At 58.6% G+C, this 16,652-nt stretch carries 12 protein-coding genes; 5 read left to right on the top strand and 7 right to left on the bottom strand.

Translation table 11 applies throughout. The features are described 5' to 3' along the window. Window positions 1-18: 18 nt before the first annotated feature. The 3 genes from sbcD (at window position 19) to licT (ending at window position 5,537) form a co-directional block, all read left to right on the top strand. Window positions 19-1,251: an exonuclease subunit SbcD gene (sbcD, locus tag EBA31_RS03990; protein ID WP_122077472.1), complete on the top strand. Its 1,233-nt coding sequence runs from the start codon at window positions 19-21 to the stop codon at window positions 1,249-1,251. After that, window positions 1,248-4,499, top strand: coding sequence for an exonuclease subunit SbcC (gene sbcC, locus EBA31_RS03985; protein WP_122077470.1), 3,252 nt, complete (start codon window positions 1,248-1,250; stop codon window positions 4,497-4,499). The genes sbcD and sbcC overlap by 4 nt, the downstream gene beginning before the upstream one ends. Before the next feature lie 195 nt (window positions 4,500-4,694). Then, window positions 4,695-5,537: a BglG family transcription antiterminator LicT gene (licT, locus tag EBA31_RS03980; protein WP_041415225.1), complete on the top strand. Its 843-nt coding sequence runs from the start codon at window positions 4,695-4,697 to the stop codon at window positions 5,535-5,537. A 256-nt stretch (window positions 5,538-5,793) separates the two neighbouring features. Here licT and mak read toward each other — a convergent pair whose 3' ends face one another. Next, a complete protein-coding gene (gene mak, locus EBA31_RS03970; protein WP_122077468.1) occupies window positions 5,794-6,702 on the bottom strand; it encodes a fructokinase in 909 nt (302 codons plus the stop codon). Window positions 6,703-6,913: 211 nt separating this feature from the next. On the opposite strand from mak, the gene EBA31_RS03965 reads away from it, so the two are divergent. Next, on the top strand, window positions 6,914-7,654 hold the full coding sequence (locus EBA31_RS03965) for a response regulator (protein ID WP_046374374.1): 741 nt from the start codon (window positions 6,914-6,916) through the stop codon (window positions 7,652-7,654). On the opposite strand, the gene EBA31_RS03960 is transcribed toward EBA31_RS03965, so the two are convergent. The 6 genes from EBA31_RS03960 to EBA31_RS03935 all read right to left on the bottom strand — a co-directional run bounded on the left by EBA31_RS03960 (window position 7,629) and on the right by EBA31_RS03935 (window position 13,894). Beyond that, window positions 7,629-8,645, bottom strand: coding sequence for a carbohydrate kinase family protein (locus EBA31_RS03960; RefSeq protein WP_202914189.1), 1,017 nt, complete (start codon window positions 8,643-8,645; stop codon window positions 7,629-7,631). The two genes, EBA31_RS03965 and EBA31_RS03960, sit on opposite strands and share 26 nt — an antisense overlap. Next, the gene (locus EBA31_RS03955) at window positions 8,642-9,502 is read right to left on the bottom strand and encodes a ketose 1,6-bisphosphate aldolase (RefSeq protein WP_020825441.1); all 861 of its coding nucleotides are present in this window, start codon (window positions 9,500-9,502) and stop codon (window positions 8,642-8,644) included. The genes EBA31_RS03960 and EBA31_RS03955 overlap by 4 nt, the downstream gene beginning before the upstream one ends. Window positions 9,503-9,513: 11 nt before the next feature. Then, window positions 9,514-10,200: a D-lyxose/D-mannose family sugar isomerase gene (locus EBA31_RS03950; RefSeq protein ID WP_122077464.1), complete on the bottom strand. Its 687-nt coding sequence runs from the start codon at window positions 10,198-10,200 to the stop codon at window positions 9,514-9,516. A 61-nt stretch (window positions 10,201-10,261) separates the two neighbouring features. Further along, a complete protein-coding gene (locus tag EBA31_RS03945) occupies window positions 10,262-11,203 on the bottom strand; it encodes an ABC transporter substrate-binding protein (RefSeq protein ID WP_048759639.1) in 942 nt (313 codons plus the stop codon). A 148-nt stretch (window positions 11,204-11,351) separates the two neighbouring features. Continuing rightward, window positions 11,352-12,341, bottom strand: a complete 990-nt coding sequence (locus EBA31_RS03940) for a ribose ABC transporter permease (protein WP_044548626.1) — start codon at window positions 12,339-12,341, stop codon at window positions 11,352-11,354. Between the two features lie 32 nt (window positions 12,342-12,373). After that, window positions 12,374-13,894, bottom strand: coding sequence for a sugar ABC transporter ATP-binding protein (locus EBA31_RS03935; RefSeq protein ID WP_020825437.1), 1,521 nt, complete (start codon window positions 13,892-13,894; stop codon window positions 12,374-12,376). 141 nt (window positions 13,895-14,035) lie between these two features. Between EBA31_RS03935 and EBA31_RS03930 the strand changes: the two genes are divergently transcribed. Further along, on the top strand, window positions 14,036-16,648 hold the full coding sequence (locus tag EBA31_RS03930) for an ATP-binding protein (protein WP_122077462.1): 2,613 nt from the start codon (window positions 14,036-14,038) through the stop codon (window positions 16,646-16,648). The last annotated feature ends 4 nt before the right edge of the window (window positions 16,649-16,652 follow it).

The following is a 16,652-nucleotide window of genomic DNA, read 5'->3' as shown; positions in this document are numbered from 1 at the left end:
TATCGCCCCGGGAGTGTCATGCGCCTGATCCACACCTCTGACTGGCATCTTGGCCAGTACTTTTTCACCAAAAGCCGCGCCGCCGAGCATCAGGCATTTCTGCGCTGGCTGATCGAACAGATCGAACAACATCAGGTGGATGCGCTGATCGTCGCCGGGGATCTGTTCGATACCGGCTCGCCGCCAAGCTACGCCCGCGAGCTGTATAACCGCTTCGTGGTGGAACTGCAGCGTACCGGCTGCCAGTTGGTGGTGTTGGGCGGCAATCACGACTCCGTGGCCACCTTAAATGAATCGCGTGAATTACTTTCCTGCCTGAATACCACCGTGATCGCCAATGCGCAGAGCGAAATCGAACAACAGGTGCTGGTGCTGAATCAACGCGACGGCCAACCGGGTGCGGTATTGTGCGCCATTCCTTTTCTGCGCCCGCGCGATCTGCTCACCAGCCGCGCCGGTGAGTCCGGGGTGCAAAAACAGCAGGCGCTGCAAGAGTCTATCGCCGACCACTATCACACCCTGTACCAGGCCGCCTGTGCGCGCCGTGATGCGCTGGGCTTGCCGCTGCCCATCGTCGCTACCGGCCATCTGACCACCGTCGGCGTCACCACGTCCGACTCGGTGCGCGACATCTATATTGGTACGCTGGATGCCTTCCCCGCACAGGCGTTCCCACCGGCCGATTACATCGCGCTGGGGCATATTCATCGCGCGCAAAACGTCGCCAAATCTGAACATATTCGCTATAGCGGCTCCCCTATCCCGCTCAGTTTTGACGAGTTGGGCAAGGCCAAAAGCGTGTTTATGGTGGATTTCGCGGCGGGTGCCCTGCAGCAGGTCAGCGCGTTGGAGATCCCAAGCTTCCAACCGATGCAGCTCATTAAGGGAGATTTGGCGCAGATCGAGCAGCAATTACGGCTGTTCGCCGATTATCAGGGTGAATTACCGGTATGGCTGGATATCGAAGTGGCTACCCAGGATTACCTTAGCGACATTCAGCGTCGCATTCAGCTGCTGGCCGATCAACTACCAGTAGAGGTCGTGCTGCTGCGCCGCAGTAAGGAGCAGCGTCGCCAGGCCATTGAACAGCAAGACAAAGAAACGCTCAACGAACTAAGCGTCACCGAGGTCTTTGAGCGGCGGCTGGCGCAGGAACCCGAGATGGCCGAAGCGCGCAAACAGCGAATGAGTCAGATGTTCCAACAGGTGGTCGAAGCCGTACGGCACCAGGATCAGGAGCCAAGCCAATGAAAATCCTCAGCCTGAGATTAAAAAACCTCAATTCGCTGCAGGGGGAATGGAAGATAGACTTCACCGCCGAGCCCTTCGCCAGCAACGGATTATTTGCCATCACCGGCCCCACCGGCGCGGGTAAAACCACCCTGCTGGACGCCATCTGTCTGGCACTGTACCACCAGACGCCGCGCCTGAATGTCACGCCAAGCCAAAATGAGCTGATGACCCGCCACACCGCCGAGTCGCTGGCGGAGGTCGAGTTTGAGGTTAAAGGCATCGGTTACCGCGCGTTCTGGAGCCAGCGCCGTGCCAAAAACTCCCCGGACGGCAACCTGCAGGCGCCGAAGGTGGAGCTGGCGCTGCGCGATGACGGCAAAATCCTGGCCGATAAAGTCCGCGACAAGCTGGATCTTACCGCCGCGATCACCGGACTGGATTTCGGTCGTTTTACCAAATCGATGATGTTGTCTCAGGGGCAGTTCGCTGCCTTCCTGAATGCCGATGCCAATGATCGCGCCGAACTGCTGGAAGAGTTGACCGGCACCGAGATTTACGGCCAGCTTTCCGAGCGCGTTTTCGAGCAGCACAAGCAGGCCAAAACCGATCTGGACGCGTTGCATCAGCGCGCCAGCGGCATTGAGTTGCTGAACGAAGAACAGCGCCAACAGCTGGAAAGCCAGCTCGTGGAGCTCAGTTCGCAGGAAAATGCCCTCAGCGAACAGACCCAGCGTCAGCAACGGGCGTTAAACTGGCTACAGCAATGGCAGCAGACGCAGCAGAAACAGCAGGAATACCAGCGTCAGTTGAGCGCCGTACAACAGGAGCAGGCTGAAGCAGAACCGCAACTTCAGCAGTTGGCGCGCAGCGAGCCGGCAGAGAAACTGCGCCCACTGCTCAACGAACGCAACCGCTGCCGCAGCGATCAACAGGCGCTACAACAGCAGATTGCTCAGTTGACGCAGCAACAGGAGCAACAGCTTGCCCAGATGACCCCGTTGCAGCAGGCAGTGGAACAAGCACGTGCTCAACTGCAGGCGCATGTCGAACACCAGCAGATCCAACAACGGCTGATCGACGAGCAGATCGTCCCGCTCGACCACCAGATAACCCAGTTGCAAAAAACGCAGACAGAACTGCAACAGGCCTGCGATGCCGCCACGCAACAGTACGCTCAGCAACAAGCGGAGCTGGAACAACTTGAGGTTTTACGAGCCCGGCTCACCGCCCAGGCCGGACAGCAGCAGGAGCAGCTTAACGGCCTCACTGCCGCACTGGCAGCGCAGCAACAGCAGCAAAATGCGCTGGAAGCCCAAGCCCCCCTAACAGCGCTGCGCCAACGTCAGACCGAACTGGCCGAGCTGCGTCCGGTGCGCCAGCAATTATTTACCCTCTCCTCGCTGTTTGGCCAGGTCAGCGAACGTCTGGAACAACAACGCAAGGAGTTCACGGCCCGTCAGACCCAGCTCAGCGAGCTTGAAAAGCAGCTTGAAGAAACACGCCAGCAGTACAAACAGCAAAAAGCACATCAGACGGACGTAGAGAAAGCCCTTGAGCTGGAGCAACGCATCGTCAGCCTGGAGGCGGAACGCGCTCGCCTGCAAACCGGCGAACCTTGTCCACTGTGCGGATCTTCCGAGCATCCGGCCATCGAACAGTATCAGGCGGTAAAACCCTCTGAGACAGCACTGCGTCTGGCCGATATGCGCGTCAAAACCGAGGCTTTGTACACCCAGGGCACCGAGCTGCGCACCCGCTGCGAAAGCCTGAAAGAGCAACTGCAGCGCCAGCAACATCTTATCGGCCAAGATGAACAACAGCTGGCCGCTCATCGTCAGCAATGGCAAACCCTCAGCACGCCTCTGGCGTTTGATTTTGATCTGCAGGACACCGCTCGCCTTAGCCAGTGGTTAAGCGACTGCGACAATGAGGAGCGTCAGGCTCAGGCCAGTCTGCTGCAACACGAGCAGGCAGCCCAGGCGGTACAGCAGGCTAAAGACCGGTTGGCCGCACTGCAGACACAGCAGCAACAGGCGCAGCAAGAAAAGGCACTGCTGGACGAGCGTTTCAAACTGCTGGAAAAAAGCCACGCCGAGGCCCAATCGCAGCAGCAACGCCTGCAGCAACAGCGTCAAGAAGCAGATCAAGCTCTGGGCGAACAACGTACGCAGCGGCTGGCGCTGTTTGGCGAACAGCAAATCGTGCAGGTGCGAGAACAGCTGCGTGCCCGGCAGACGGCCTGCGAACAGGCTATACAACTGGCCGCAGAGCACTGGCAGAAGGCGCAGGAACAACGCGATCGTCTTGGCGGGCAACTCACTGGGTTGCAGCAACAGCTGTTGCACCTGGCCGAACGGCTGCAACAGGCGGAGCAAAATTGGCTGCAAGCGTTGTCCACCAGCGAATTCGACGACGAAGCGGCCTTCAACGCTGCCCTGTTGAATGACGATCAGCGCCAACAATTGCAACGGCGCAAAGAGCAGTTGCAGCAACGGCAGGTTGAAGCCAGCGCCCTGCTGACCCAGGCCGTAGCCAATCTGGAACAGCAACGCCAACAGCGTCCGGAAGGGCTGGATGAAAGCCAGGCCGATCCCCAAACCCTGGGCCAGGATCTGGCCGCGCTGGCGCAGCAGCTCAAAACTCTGCAGCTCCGACAGGGTGAAGTGCGCAACCAGTTGGAAAGTGATGCCGCGCGCCGTCTCAATCAGCAGTCGCTGTTTGAGCAAATCAGCCAAAGTCAGCAACAGTACGACGACTGGAGCTACCTCAATCAGCTCATCGGCTCCAAAGAGGGGGATAAATTCCGTAAGTTTGCCCAAGGACTGACGCTCGATCATCTGGTGTATCTGGCCAATAACCAGCTGGGGCGGTTGCACGGCCGCTATCTGCTGCAGCGCAAAACCAGTGATGCACTGGAATTACAGGTGGTGGACACCTGGCAGGCGGACGCACTGCGCGACACTCGAACCCTGTCCGGCGGTGAAAGCTTCCTGGTGAGCCTTGCGCTGGCGCTGGCGCTGTCCGATCTGGTCAGCCACAAGACCAGTATCGATTCGTTGTTCCTTGACGAGGGCTTCGGTACGCTGGATGCGGAAACTCTGGACACCGCGCTGGACGCACTGGACAGCCTGAACGCCTCCGGCAAAACCATCGGCGTGATCAGCCACGTTGAAGCCATGAAAGATCGTATTCCAGTGCAGATTAAGGTGAAAAAGGTGAACGGCCTGGGTATCAGCCGGCTGGAGCCGCAGTTCCGGCTGGAATAACGTTACCCTGAGCTCGGAAATGTGACCGTGGCGTCACTCCCCGGTCAAAAACATTGAGCCGCCGCTGACAAGGTTTATGATGCTATCGATAACAGGATTGTTACTGTAAATATACAGGCAAAACCTGACGCACGGGATCGCTCCTGGACGTCAGGTTTTTTCGTTTTCAGCATGCTGAAACATCCGGGAAAAACCATGAAGATCGCAAAAATACTTAATAATAACGTGGTGATTACGCTGGACGACCGTCAGGAAGAGACGGTGGTTATGGGAAAAGGTATCGGCTTTAAAAAGAAGGCTGGCGATCTGCTGGACGAAAACCTGATCGAGAAGGTCTTCACCCTTAACGGCAGCGAAATGGCCGAGCGCTTTAAAACGCTGCTGTCGGAGATCCCCCTGGCCTGCGTGACCACGGCCGACAAAATCATCACCCTCGCCCGCCAGCGCTTGCCGGGCAAGCTGCATAACATCGTTTATATCACGCTGACCGATCACATCCACTTTGCGCTGCAGCGCCATGCCCAGGGGCTGGACATCAAAAACGTGCTGCTGTGGGAAATCAAGAAGCTCTACCCGGCCGAATTTGCCGTCGGGCTGGAGGCACTGACGCTGATCGCCGAACGGCTGGGCACCACGCTGCCGGAGGACGAAGCCGGGTTTATTGCCCTGCACCTGGTCAACGCCCAGTTGAACGATGAAATGCACAACACCCTGCATATCACTCGCGTCATGCAGGAAATCCTGAATATCGTCAAATACCATTTCCGTTTTGACTACAACGAAGAAGCCCTGAGCTATCACCGCTTTATCACTCACCTGAAGTTCTTCGCCCAGCGTCTGCTGGGTAAAAACTACGTCGACAGCGATGACGACTCACTCTATCTGGTGGTGAAAGAAAAGTACCCTGACTCCTTTGCCTGCGCAGGCAAGATCAATCAGCACATCGAAAAAAACTATCAGCATCAACTCACGCGGGAAGAGATGATGTTTCTGACCATTCATATCGAACGGGTGCGCAGCGAAAGCGAGGCAAGATAGGTTTAGCGACGGGCGTCAAACACCCGAATGCCGTACGGCGGAAACCAGCGTCAGCCCTTCGGCCTGTGCCTGGGCGAGCAGCATGCGATCGAAATCTCCCAAATGCTGGCCGCGCTGACAAACACCATATCAGCGCATGGGTATCCAGCAGCGGACGCCTCATTCATCAGCTAAGTTAGCTAAAGCATAGAGCGCATCTGGTTTTTATACGGTGAATGGATTAAAGCGCGAGCAGGCCCGCGCTTTTTTGCAACGGTTACACTTGCGGCCACAGCCAGGCTGCACCGCGTACGCCGCTGGAGTCACCGTGAACGGCTTTACGGATCGGGGTTTCACACTCGCCACCGAAAACCCAGGATTTCACCAACTGCGGCACACGCTGATAAAGACGGTCCACATTGCTCATACCGCCGCCCAACACCACCACGTCCGGATCAAAAATATTGATCACGTGCGCCAGCGATTTGGCCAACCGCAGCTCATAGCGGCTAATGGCTTGCTCCGCCAGGGTATCTCCCTGCGCCACCAGCGCCATGATCTCATGCCCCTTTAGCGGATTACCGCTCAGGCGCGAATAATCGGTGGCAAAGCCGGTGCCGGAGATAAAGGTCTCGATACAGCCCTGCTTGCCGCAGTAGCAGGGAACCTCTGCACGAAAACGCAGTTCGTCATCGTCCAGCCACGGCAACGGGTTATGCCCCCATTCGCCAGAGATGCCGTTACCGCCCGAATGCGCCTGGCCGTTGATTGCCACCCCTGCGCCGCAGCCGGTGCCAATAATCACCGCAAACACCGTTTGTTTGCCGGCGGCCGCGCCGTCGGTAGCCTCCGAAACCGCCAGGCAGTTGGCGTCGTTGGCGATACGGACTTCACGCGCCAGCATCGCCGACAGGTCTTTGTCCAGAGGTTGGCCGTTGAGCCACACCGAGTTGGCGTTTTTTACCAAGCCGGTATAAGGCGACAGCGTACCGGGAATGCCTACCCCGACCGATCCCTGCTGCCCAGTATTTTCTTCCGCCAGTTTCACCAGACCGGTGATGGCCTCCAGCGTTTGCTGATAGTCATGGCGCGGCGTGGCAATACGATGGCGGAACAGTTCCCGTCCGTCGTTGGCCAACGCGATCACTTCAATTTTGGTGCCACCCAGGTCGATACCAATGCGCACGATTTTTCTCCTCAATGCACAACAACGTTGCTACAGCCTAATGTAACCGGCTTTCGGGATCACCCCATTAACGCCGAGTGTGACGGCGATGGCAATTTCCGCATCAGAACCGCACCGGCTGCCGCTTATTAATTAGCCATCGGGTACACTGGATTTTATCAGTTAACCTATTGATAACATTTTTACGCATCATAAAATTCGGAGAGCAGCGATGAAACCTGCCATATTGATCGTCGACGACGATCCCGCTATCTGTGATCTGCTTTGTGACGTGCTCAATGAGCACGTGTTTACCGTACATGCCTGCCACCGGGGCAGCGAGGCGCTGACGCTACTCAGCCAGCAGCCGGATATTGCGCTGGTGCTGCTGGATCTGATCCTGCCGGACACCAACGGCCTGCTGGTGTTACAGCAGATCCACCGCCTGCGTCCGGATCTGCCGGTGGTGATGCTGACCGGTCTCGGCGCCGAGTCCGACGTGGTGGTCGGCCTGGAAATGGGCGCCGACGACTACATCGCCAAACCCTTTAATCCACGCGTGGTGGTCGCTCGCGCCAAGGCGGTTTTGCGCCGTACCGGTGCGCTGGCGTTGGAACCTGCCGCTGTCGGCCAGACCAGAGCGGAGGGCTGGCAGTTCAACGGCTGGTGTCTGGACACCAACCGCTGCACGCTGCACAACCCTCAGCGCCAGGCTGTCGATCTGACTCAGGGCGAATACGGCTTGTTGCTGGCGCTGGTACAACATGCGCGTAAAGTACTGACCCGCGATCGCCTGCTGGAGCTGACCCACGGCGAAACGCTGGAGGTCTTCGATCGCACTATCGACGTGCTGATCATGCGGCTGCGCCGCAAGATCGAAATCAATCCGCATCAGCCCGAACTGATCCGCACCATTCGCGGGCTGGGTTACGTCTTTGCCGCCGACGTCAGCCAGCCGGTGGCTGCCGCCTGATAAAATCCTGCAGCTCCGGCAGCGGCCGAGCACCGTCGATAGCATTGGCGCACAGCAGATTGAAACGCGCACAGGCATGCGCCAGCTGCAGTGTCTCCACCAAAGGCCAGTCTTCATGGCTGGCATACAGCACGCCGGCGCAGAACGCATCACCGGCACCGACGCTGCCGACGATTTCAGTTTCCCTCACCTGCCACGAGGGTTGCCAACGCGCTTCGCCACCGCTCTCCAGCCCGTAGGCCCCTTCCGGGCAATGGATCACCACCCGCCGCCGCACACCGGCCTGCAATAATTGTTCTGCGGCCTGCGCCATCAGTGACTGCTGTAACGAGCCATTAGCCGTACGCAGCGCCAGTCCGGTAAACTCACCGGCTTCCAGCTCGTTGATCACCAGATAGTCCAGCCAGCGCAGCGCTGGCAACACCAAAGACCGATAGCGAGGATCGCCCTGGCGCGACACCAGATCCAACGAAGTCTGGTAACCACGCTGCTGCATTTGCGCCAGCAGGCGTGCGCTACGGGTGCCGAATTCCTCATCCGGACAATCCAGGCTGTCGAGCAGCAGCAGATAGCCCAGGTGGAAAATTTTATGATTGCTGTGCAGCGCGTCAAAATCGCCGAGGTCCAACAACCGATTCGCGCCCGGCGCATGGAAAAAGGTCCGCTGTCCACCCGGCTCGGTCATCACCTGCGACATCGAGGTCATCGCCGTTTCGCTGCGACGCACCCGGCCGCTGTCGACTTGGTACTGCGCCAGCATTTGCAAAATATAGTCACCATCGGCATCGCAGCCGATCAGCCCCAGCGCCGCCAGCGGCAACCCGGTTTCCATGCGCGCCAGCGTCAGCAATACATTAAGCGGCGCACCGCCGGTGGCACGCTGGCTATGTTCAATCTCCACCAGCCAGCCCGGCTGAGGCCAATGCGCAATTTGATGGACATGATCCACCAGCATGTTACCGGCAGAAACAATGCCACACCGGCTCATCACAACCGCCCGGCGCTGCCGAAAATATGCATCTGCTGCTGCACCACTTCGCTGATCGAGCGCTCTACCGCCAACAGCACTTCGGCAAACTCATCATAAATCGCGTGACGCTGCGTCATCCGCTGTTCAATCGCCCCCAGCGCCGCTTGCGACATGCCGGTATAAAAGTTGATTTTGTGAATGCCCAGGCCGATTGCCCGCTTGAAGTCTGCATCGCTGATGCCGGAACCGCCGTGCAGCACCAAAGGAATGCCAGCCTGCTGCTGGATAGCCGCCAGACGTTCGAAATCGAGCTTAGGTTCGCCCTTGTATTTGCCGTGCGCGTTGCCGATCGCCACCGCCAGTGCATCGATGTCGGTCAATTCGACAAACTCGCGTGCCCGCTGCGGGTCGGTAAATTTATTGCTGTCGGCCTCACCATACAGAGCACCGCCTTCGTCACCGCCGACGGCACCCAGTTCGGCCTCCACCGAGACGCCCACCGCATGACACATGCGCACCACTTCCTGCGTTTGACGCACATTTTCTTCATAACTCAGGCCGGAACCGTCAAACATTACCGAGCTGAATCCGAGACGCAATGCCTGCACCACCGCCTCAAAATGCAGACCGTGATCGAGGTTCAACACCACCGGAATGTCGTGCTGCGCCGCCTCACTTTTGATCGCCGCGACCAAAGACTCCAGCGACACGTACTTAAAGTGGACTTCGGCAATATTGATGATAAAGGGCGATCGCGCGGCCTGCGCCGCGGCAAACAACGCGCGCAGAAAATGGCTGTCGAGCACGTTGAACGCACCCAGCGCATAGCCGTGTTGACGCGCGTGCGCTAACCCCTGTGCCAGTGAAATCAATGCCATGGTGCATCTCCTTAATCAATAAAGCGCAAGTATTCGTTACACAGCAACCACTGGGGCGGCTGATCCTCTTCGATCTGGCTAAAGCGGCTGAGCGGCGTCAGGAAACGGTTATCGTTGTCGTCGTCATTCACCGTCGAAACCTCACCCACCAACACGTCGCCGAAACCTTCCTCGCCCCAAAAGCTGTGATAGATGCCCGGCGTCAGGCAGATGCTTTCCCCCGGCGCCAGCCGCAGGCGTGAACCGGGAGCATGAGTCTGTCGGCAACCGTCCAGGGTCACGGTCACCGGGCTGTCGGCCAGCCCTTCCTGCGGATCGGCGTTATGCAGCTCGACGATCAGGTTGCCACCACCGCGATTGATGATGTCTTCCCGCTTGCGCCAGTGGAAATGCATCGGCGTCACCTGTGCTTCGCGGCAATGCATGATTTTCTCCGCATAGCATTTGGCATAAGGTTGACCGCCGGGCGAACCGTTTCGCAACGTGAACAGCGTTAGCCCCTTGTGAGCAAAATCCTCGCCGCCGAACGCCGTGACGTCCCAGCCCAGTTTCAGGTCGAATACCTCCTGCCACGGCTGACGATCGAGCTGACGCCAAACGGTTGGGCTAAAGTGCGCAAAGGGCGGCAGATGGACGTCGAAGCGGGCAAAAAAATGCTGGGTTTGTTGCAGAATCTGGTTCACGGCGGAACGGTTCATATCGCCTCCGAAAGTGGGGATGAAATGAGGGGTCTGAGTAGCAGACCCCACCGATAGCAGGTTATTTCACCGTCCAGCCTTTGTAGCTGCCGATATTGTTTTTATCGATCATGGTGACCGGGATCAGCACCGGCCCGGTTGGTGCGGGTTTACCCTGCAGAATTTCGTAACCGATCTCGACCGCCTTGGCCGCCATCACCTGCGGATCCTGTGCAGGGGTTGCCACAAACAGCGAGTTGCCGCGCTTGAGCGCCTCTTCGCCATCTGGCGATCCGTCTACGCCAACGATGAAGAACTCGCTGCGCTGCGCCTGCTTGGCGGCCAGATCGGCACCGATCGCCGTAGGATCGTTAATCGCGAATACGCCGTCGATCTTCGGATTGGCCGCCAACAGCGCGGTCATGATCTCCAGCCCACCTTCGCGGCTGCCCTTGGCGTTCTGGTTATAGGACAGCAGCTTGATCTCCGGGTGTTTCTTCAGTTCGGTCATGCAGCCTTCTACCCGGTTCTGTACCGCGGACACCGGTGGGCCGTTGATGATCACCACGTTGCCTTTCTCTTTCAGGCGATCGCTGATGTATTTACAGGCCATGGCGCCGGCCTGGGTGTTGTCCGAGGTGATGGTGGCATCGGCACCTTCGGCCGCTACGTCAACCGCCACCACCACGATGCCGGCGTCTTTGGCGCGTTTCACCGCCGGGCCGATACCCTTGGAATCTGCGGCGTTCAGGATGATCATATCGACCTTGGCGGCGATAAAGTTATCGATCTGCGCCACCTGTTGACCGAGATCGTAACCACTCGACACCAGCGTCACGTTAACCTTGTCACCGGCCAGTTCGCGCGCTTTCAGTTCCGCACCTTTGGTGATCTGCACAAAGAACGGGTTGGCCAGATCGCCCACCGTCACCCCTATCGATTTCAACTCTTTCGCCTGCACCAACGAAGCACTGCCGAGCGCGGCGGTAACCAGCAAAGCGGTAATCAATGGTTTGAAACGCATAGTGTTTTCCTCATTATTTTCTGAGATACGAAAAACCTGCCCCGGTGGGCGCCAACCAACCTTTCTTTCTCACTCAACCTTGCCCTATGGATTTCCAGTGGCAGCGAGTGCAAGTCACAACGCTGCGGCTTGAAAGAGGACGGGTAGATCAGTGTTGATAATTGCGGGTGCGGTACTTGTCGATTAATACCGCGATGATGATCACCGCCCCTTTGATCACCAACTGCCAAAAATAAGAAACGCCCATTAACGTCATGCCGTTGTTCAGGGTGGCGATAATCAACGCCCCTACCAGCGTGCCGGTAATGGTACCGATGCCGCCGACGAAGCTGGTGCCGCCAAGAATCACTGCGGCGATCGCATCCAGCTCATAGCCCATACCGAGGTTGCCGTTGGCGCTGTAAAGCCGGGAGGCGCTCATCACCCCACCCAACCCGGACAGCAGGCCGCTCATGCCATAGACGAACAGCAGCACGGCACCGACCTTGATCCCGGTCAGGCGCGCCGCCTGCATGTTGCCGCCTACCGCGTAGATATGAACCCCCAGCGTGGTACGGCGCAGAATGAACCAGCACACGGCAATCACCGCAAAGGCAATAATCACCAACCAGGGGATAGGCCCCAGGTAAGCGTTGCCGATCCATTCAAAACTGATATTGGAATTGATGATGGTGGTGCCGTCCGCCAACAGATAAGCGGCACCGCGCAGTGCGGTGTAGGTACCGAGGGTGACGATAAACGGCGGCAGGCCAGCGTAGGCCACCAGAAAACCATTAAACAGCCCCATGCCCAAACCGGCCAACAGCGCCAGCGGGATCGACATTCCAGCCATGCCAGGCATCAGTGACACCGCCATCGCTACTACCGCGGTGGTGCCCAGCATCGAACCGACCGAAAGATCGATGCCGCCGGTCAGGATGATGAAGGTCATGCCCGCCGCCAACACGATGTTGATCGACGCCTGCCGGGCGATATTCAGCAGATTGGCATCGGTAAAGAAATTCGGGGCAACAAAGCCGAAAACCGCGACGATCAGGATCAATATCGGCAAGATACCGACGGTTTGCATCATATCGCCCAACAGTGCCCGTTTCAGCGTCGGATTTTTTGCGCCTGGCGGCAATGGATTCGAAGTCATGGTCGGCTCCTTGAGCGTAGGGATGGAATTATTCATGCGGTAGTCGCCTGCGGTTGGGTGGTGTCAACGCCGGTGGCCAGCGTCATGATGTTCTCCTGGCTGATCTCACCGCCGCCCAGTTCCCCGACAATGCTGCCTTCGTGCATCACGTAAACCCGGTCACTCATGCCGACCACCTCAGGCAATTCACTGGAAATCATCAGGATCGCCACGCCCTGCTGCGCCATCTGGCTCATGATGCGATAGATCTCGCTCTTGGCCCCCACGTCCACACCGCGTGTCGGTTCATCGAGGATCAGGATCCGTGGGCCAATGGCTACCCAGCGTGAAATCAGCAGCTTTTGCTGATTACCGCCGGACAGGCCGCCGGCTCGCACCTGAGCATGCGGCACGCGGATATTCAGCAGGCCGATAGCGTCACTGGAAATACGCTGCGCCTTGCGGCGATTAAGCAGGCCATAGCGCCCGTCACGTTCCAGCGTCGCCATCACGATGTTTTCATGCGCGGCCAGATCGAGAAACAACCCCTGCTCCTTGCGGTTTTCGGTGAGGAAGCCGATGCCCAGAGCAATGGCATCGCGCGGCGAGTGGATACTGGCCGGCTTGCCGTCGACTTCCACCGTACCGCCGCTGGACTTGCGCACACCGAAAATCAGCTGCGCCAGTTCGGAACGACCGGCGCCCACCAGCCCGGCAAGGCCGACAATTTCACCGGCGCGGACCTGAAGGCTGACCGGCTTCACCTTTTTGCCGTCAGTCAGGCCGTGCAGCGTCAGGCGAGGTTCCCCCACCGGGATGCCCTGTTCCTTATTGAACAAGTCGCTCAGCGGGCGGCCCACCATCATGCGCACCAACTCGCTGGCGGACAGCTTGTCGCGCATCAGGCTGCCAACATACTGACCGTCGCGCAGCACGCTGACGCGATCCGACAGCTCGTACACCTCCGCCATGCGGTGGCTGATATAAATGATTGCCATGCCTTCATCGCGTAGCCGTTTGATCAGCTCGAACAGTCGATGCGTTTCGCGTGAAGAAAGCGCCGCAGTAGGCTCGTCCATCACCAAAATGCGGCTGTTACGGTGCAGCGCACGGGCGATTTCCACCTGTTGCTGCTCGGCGATGGTTAATTTCATCACGCGATCGCCGGCGCTGAACTGCGCCCCCAAACGATCGATCACCTTCTGCGCTTCCAGCAACATCTGCCCGCGCTTCACCAGGCCGCCACGCTGGATCTCGCTGCCCAGAAAAATGTTTTCCGCCACCGTCAGATTCGGGGCCAAATTCATTTCCTGGTAAATCAGCGTGATGCCTGCCGCCAGGGCATCTTTTGGCCCCTTGATGGCGAACGGCTGCCCATCGATAAAAATTTCCCCGCTGCTGGCGATATAAGCGCCGGCCAATATTTTCATTAAGGTACTTTTACCCGCGCCGTTTTCACCCATTAGCGCGTGGATCTCACCGCGATACACCGTCAGGTTGACGCCTTTCAGCGCATAGAACTGACCAAAACTCTTGGCGATGTTGTGCATTTCCAGAATCGGGGTCGCGCTCATCGTCATACCTCAGGTTGCGGTTCGGATGGCATGCAGTTAACCACGCATAAATAAATGCAAAATGTCAGCGCCCGTTCATCTTTGTCATATTGTTAATGGGACGGGGATTTATACTGCGAACAGTCAGTTACGGGGGATTCGATGCGCAGACTGCCTTTCCTTGCCGGCGCGCGTGGGCGCCTGTTGATGTTCAATCTGCTGGTGGTGGCGGTGACGCTGATGGTCAGCGGCGTGGCGATCTTCGGTTTCTACCATGCGGGCAAGCTGCAGGAACAGATGCAGGCGCAAACCCTGGCAGAAATGAACGGCAGCATGGCGCTGAGCCGGGATACCTCCAACGTGGCGACCGCGGCTATTCGGCTCTCGCAAGTGGTGGGTGCGCTGGAATACCAGAGCGAATCCGCCCGGCTGAAACAAACGCAACTGGTGCTGCAAACCTCGCTCAGCCGGCTGGCAGACGCCCCGTTGGCCCACAGCGAACCGGCGCTGGTCAAGCGCATCATCAGCCGCAGCAACGCGCTGGAAAGCAGCGTAACGCGCATGCTGGATCTGGGACACCAACGGCATCTGCAGCGCAATATCCTGCTCAGCGGGCTGTATCAGTCGCAGAGCACGCTACGGCATATCGCCACCCTCAATCAGCGCAATAACCTCAACCAGCCCTCGCAGCCGCTGCTTAGCCAGATCGACCGGTTGCTGGCGATCGCCATACAGACCCCTACTCCCAAGGCCGCAGCCCAGCAGCTCGACAACGTTATGGCCTACTGGCCGCAACATAGCCCGGATGTCCTGGTAGACGAGAAAATGCGGCAGTTTCGGCTCAGCGAACAGCGCCTGCTGCCCGAAACGCTGGAACTGGAGCAAAGCGACCTGGCCCTGGCCTATTACACCTACCATATCAAAGCGTTAGTCGCGATGCTCAACGACGATATCAACCTTTACGTGCAAAAGGTGGCCAACGAGTCGGAGCTGCGCACCCACCAAACCCATCATGAGCTCAGTTCCATAAGCTGGTTTATCGGCCTGTTCGCGTTGCTGGCACTGGTGATTACCGGCTTCGCCGGACTGTATATCTACCGCAATCTCGGTTCCAACCTGACGGCGATCGCCGGTGCCATGACGAGACTGGCGCGCGGCGAACGTGACGTCAGCGTACCGGCGCTGCAACGCCGCGACGAACTGGGCGAGCTGGCTCGGGCATTTAACGTCTTTGCCCGTAACACCGCCTCGCTGGAGCAGACCTCCCGCCTGCTGAAAGAAAAAAGCACCCAGTTGGAAACCACCTTTCTGGCGATGCGCGACGGTTTTGCGCTGTTTGATAACGACGGTCAACTGGTGGTGTGGAACCCGCAATACCCCTTGCTGCTGGGGCTCAACGAACACCAGCTGCACCGCGGCTTGCACTACCGCGAGCTACTGCAGCAGGTTACGCCACCGGCGGGTCAACGTTGGGAAGCGGTGCTGGCCAACCTGTCTAGCGAACTGCCACAGCCGCAGGAACTGCGCCTGAGCGATGGTCGTACCGTAGAGCTACGCTTCAGTCCGGTACCGAACCGTGGCGTAGTTAACGTGGTGCTGGAACGCACCGAGCGCAAAGCGCTGGAAGAAGCGCTGCTGCACAGCCAGAAAATGAAGGCGGTCGGCCAGCTCACCGGCGGCCTGGCGCATGATTTCAACAACCTGCTGGCGGTGATTATCGGCAGCCTGGAACTGACCACTCAACAAACGCAGGACGCACAGACCGAACAGCGCATTATTCGGGCGCTGAAGGCCGCCGAACGCGGCGCACAGCTTACCCAGCGGCTGCTGGCCTTTTCCCGAAAACAGGCGCTGCACCCGCAGGCCATCACGCTGCAATCGCTGGTGGAAAATTTGCAGGAGCTGTTGCGCCATTCACTGCCCAGCACACTCTCGCTGAGCATCGAGGCACAGCGCCCTGGCTGGCCTGCCTGGATCGATGCCAATCAGTTGGAGAACGCGCTCATCAACCTGGTGGTCAACGCGCGGGATGCGATGGAAGGCCGCAGCGGCGTGGTGAATATTCGCATCTACAACCAACGGGTGGTGCGCAGCGGCGGCAAAAAGCAGGACATGGTGGCGCTGGAAGTGATTGATACCGGCTGCGGCATGTCGGAAGAGGTGAAGGCTCAGGTGTTCGAACCCTTCTTCACCACCAAGGCAGTAGGCAGCGGCAGTGGCCTGGGGCTGTCGATGGTTTACGGCTTTGTCCGCCAGTCCGGTGGACGGGTACAGATTGAAACCGCGCCGGGCAAAGGCACGTTGGTGCGCCTGCAGCTCCCGCGAGCGCCTGCGGCGGCGATAGAGGAAGTTCCCGCCCCGCAGCTCGAAGAATGCAAGAACACGGATAATCTGGTGCTGGTACTGGAAGACGAAAATGACGTTCGCCATACGCTGTGCGAACACTTGCACCAGCTCGGCTACCTGACGCTGGACAGCGCGGACAGTCAGGAAGCTTTGGCGCTGCTGCGCCAGACGCCGGATATAGACATACTGATCAGCGACCTGATGCTGCCGGGCGAACTGGACGGCGTGCAGGTGATTGGGCTGGCGCGAGAGATTAACCCACAGCTTACCGCCCTGCTGATCAGCGGCCAGGACATCCGCCGTCAGCACGAAGAAAATCTGCCAAACGTTGAACTGCTGCGTAAGCCTTTCAGCCAGCGGCAACTGGCGTTGGCGCTGCAACGAGCACGACGTTCAAACGCGGACGGCGACGCAATTCGGAGGGAATGAGGCG

This window comes from Serratia sp. P2ACOL2 (assembly GCF_003691565.1).
GTDB classification, from domain to species: Bacteria; Pseudomonadota; Gammaproteobacteria; order Enterobacterales; family Enterobacteriaceae; genus Serratia; species Serratia liquefaciens.
This window is presented reverse-complemented; position numbering and strand designations above follow the sequence as displayed.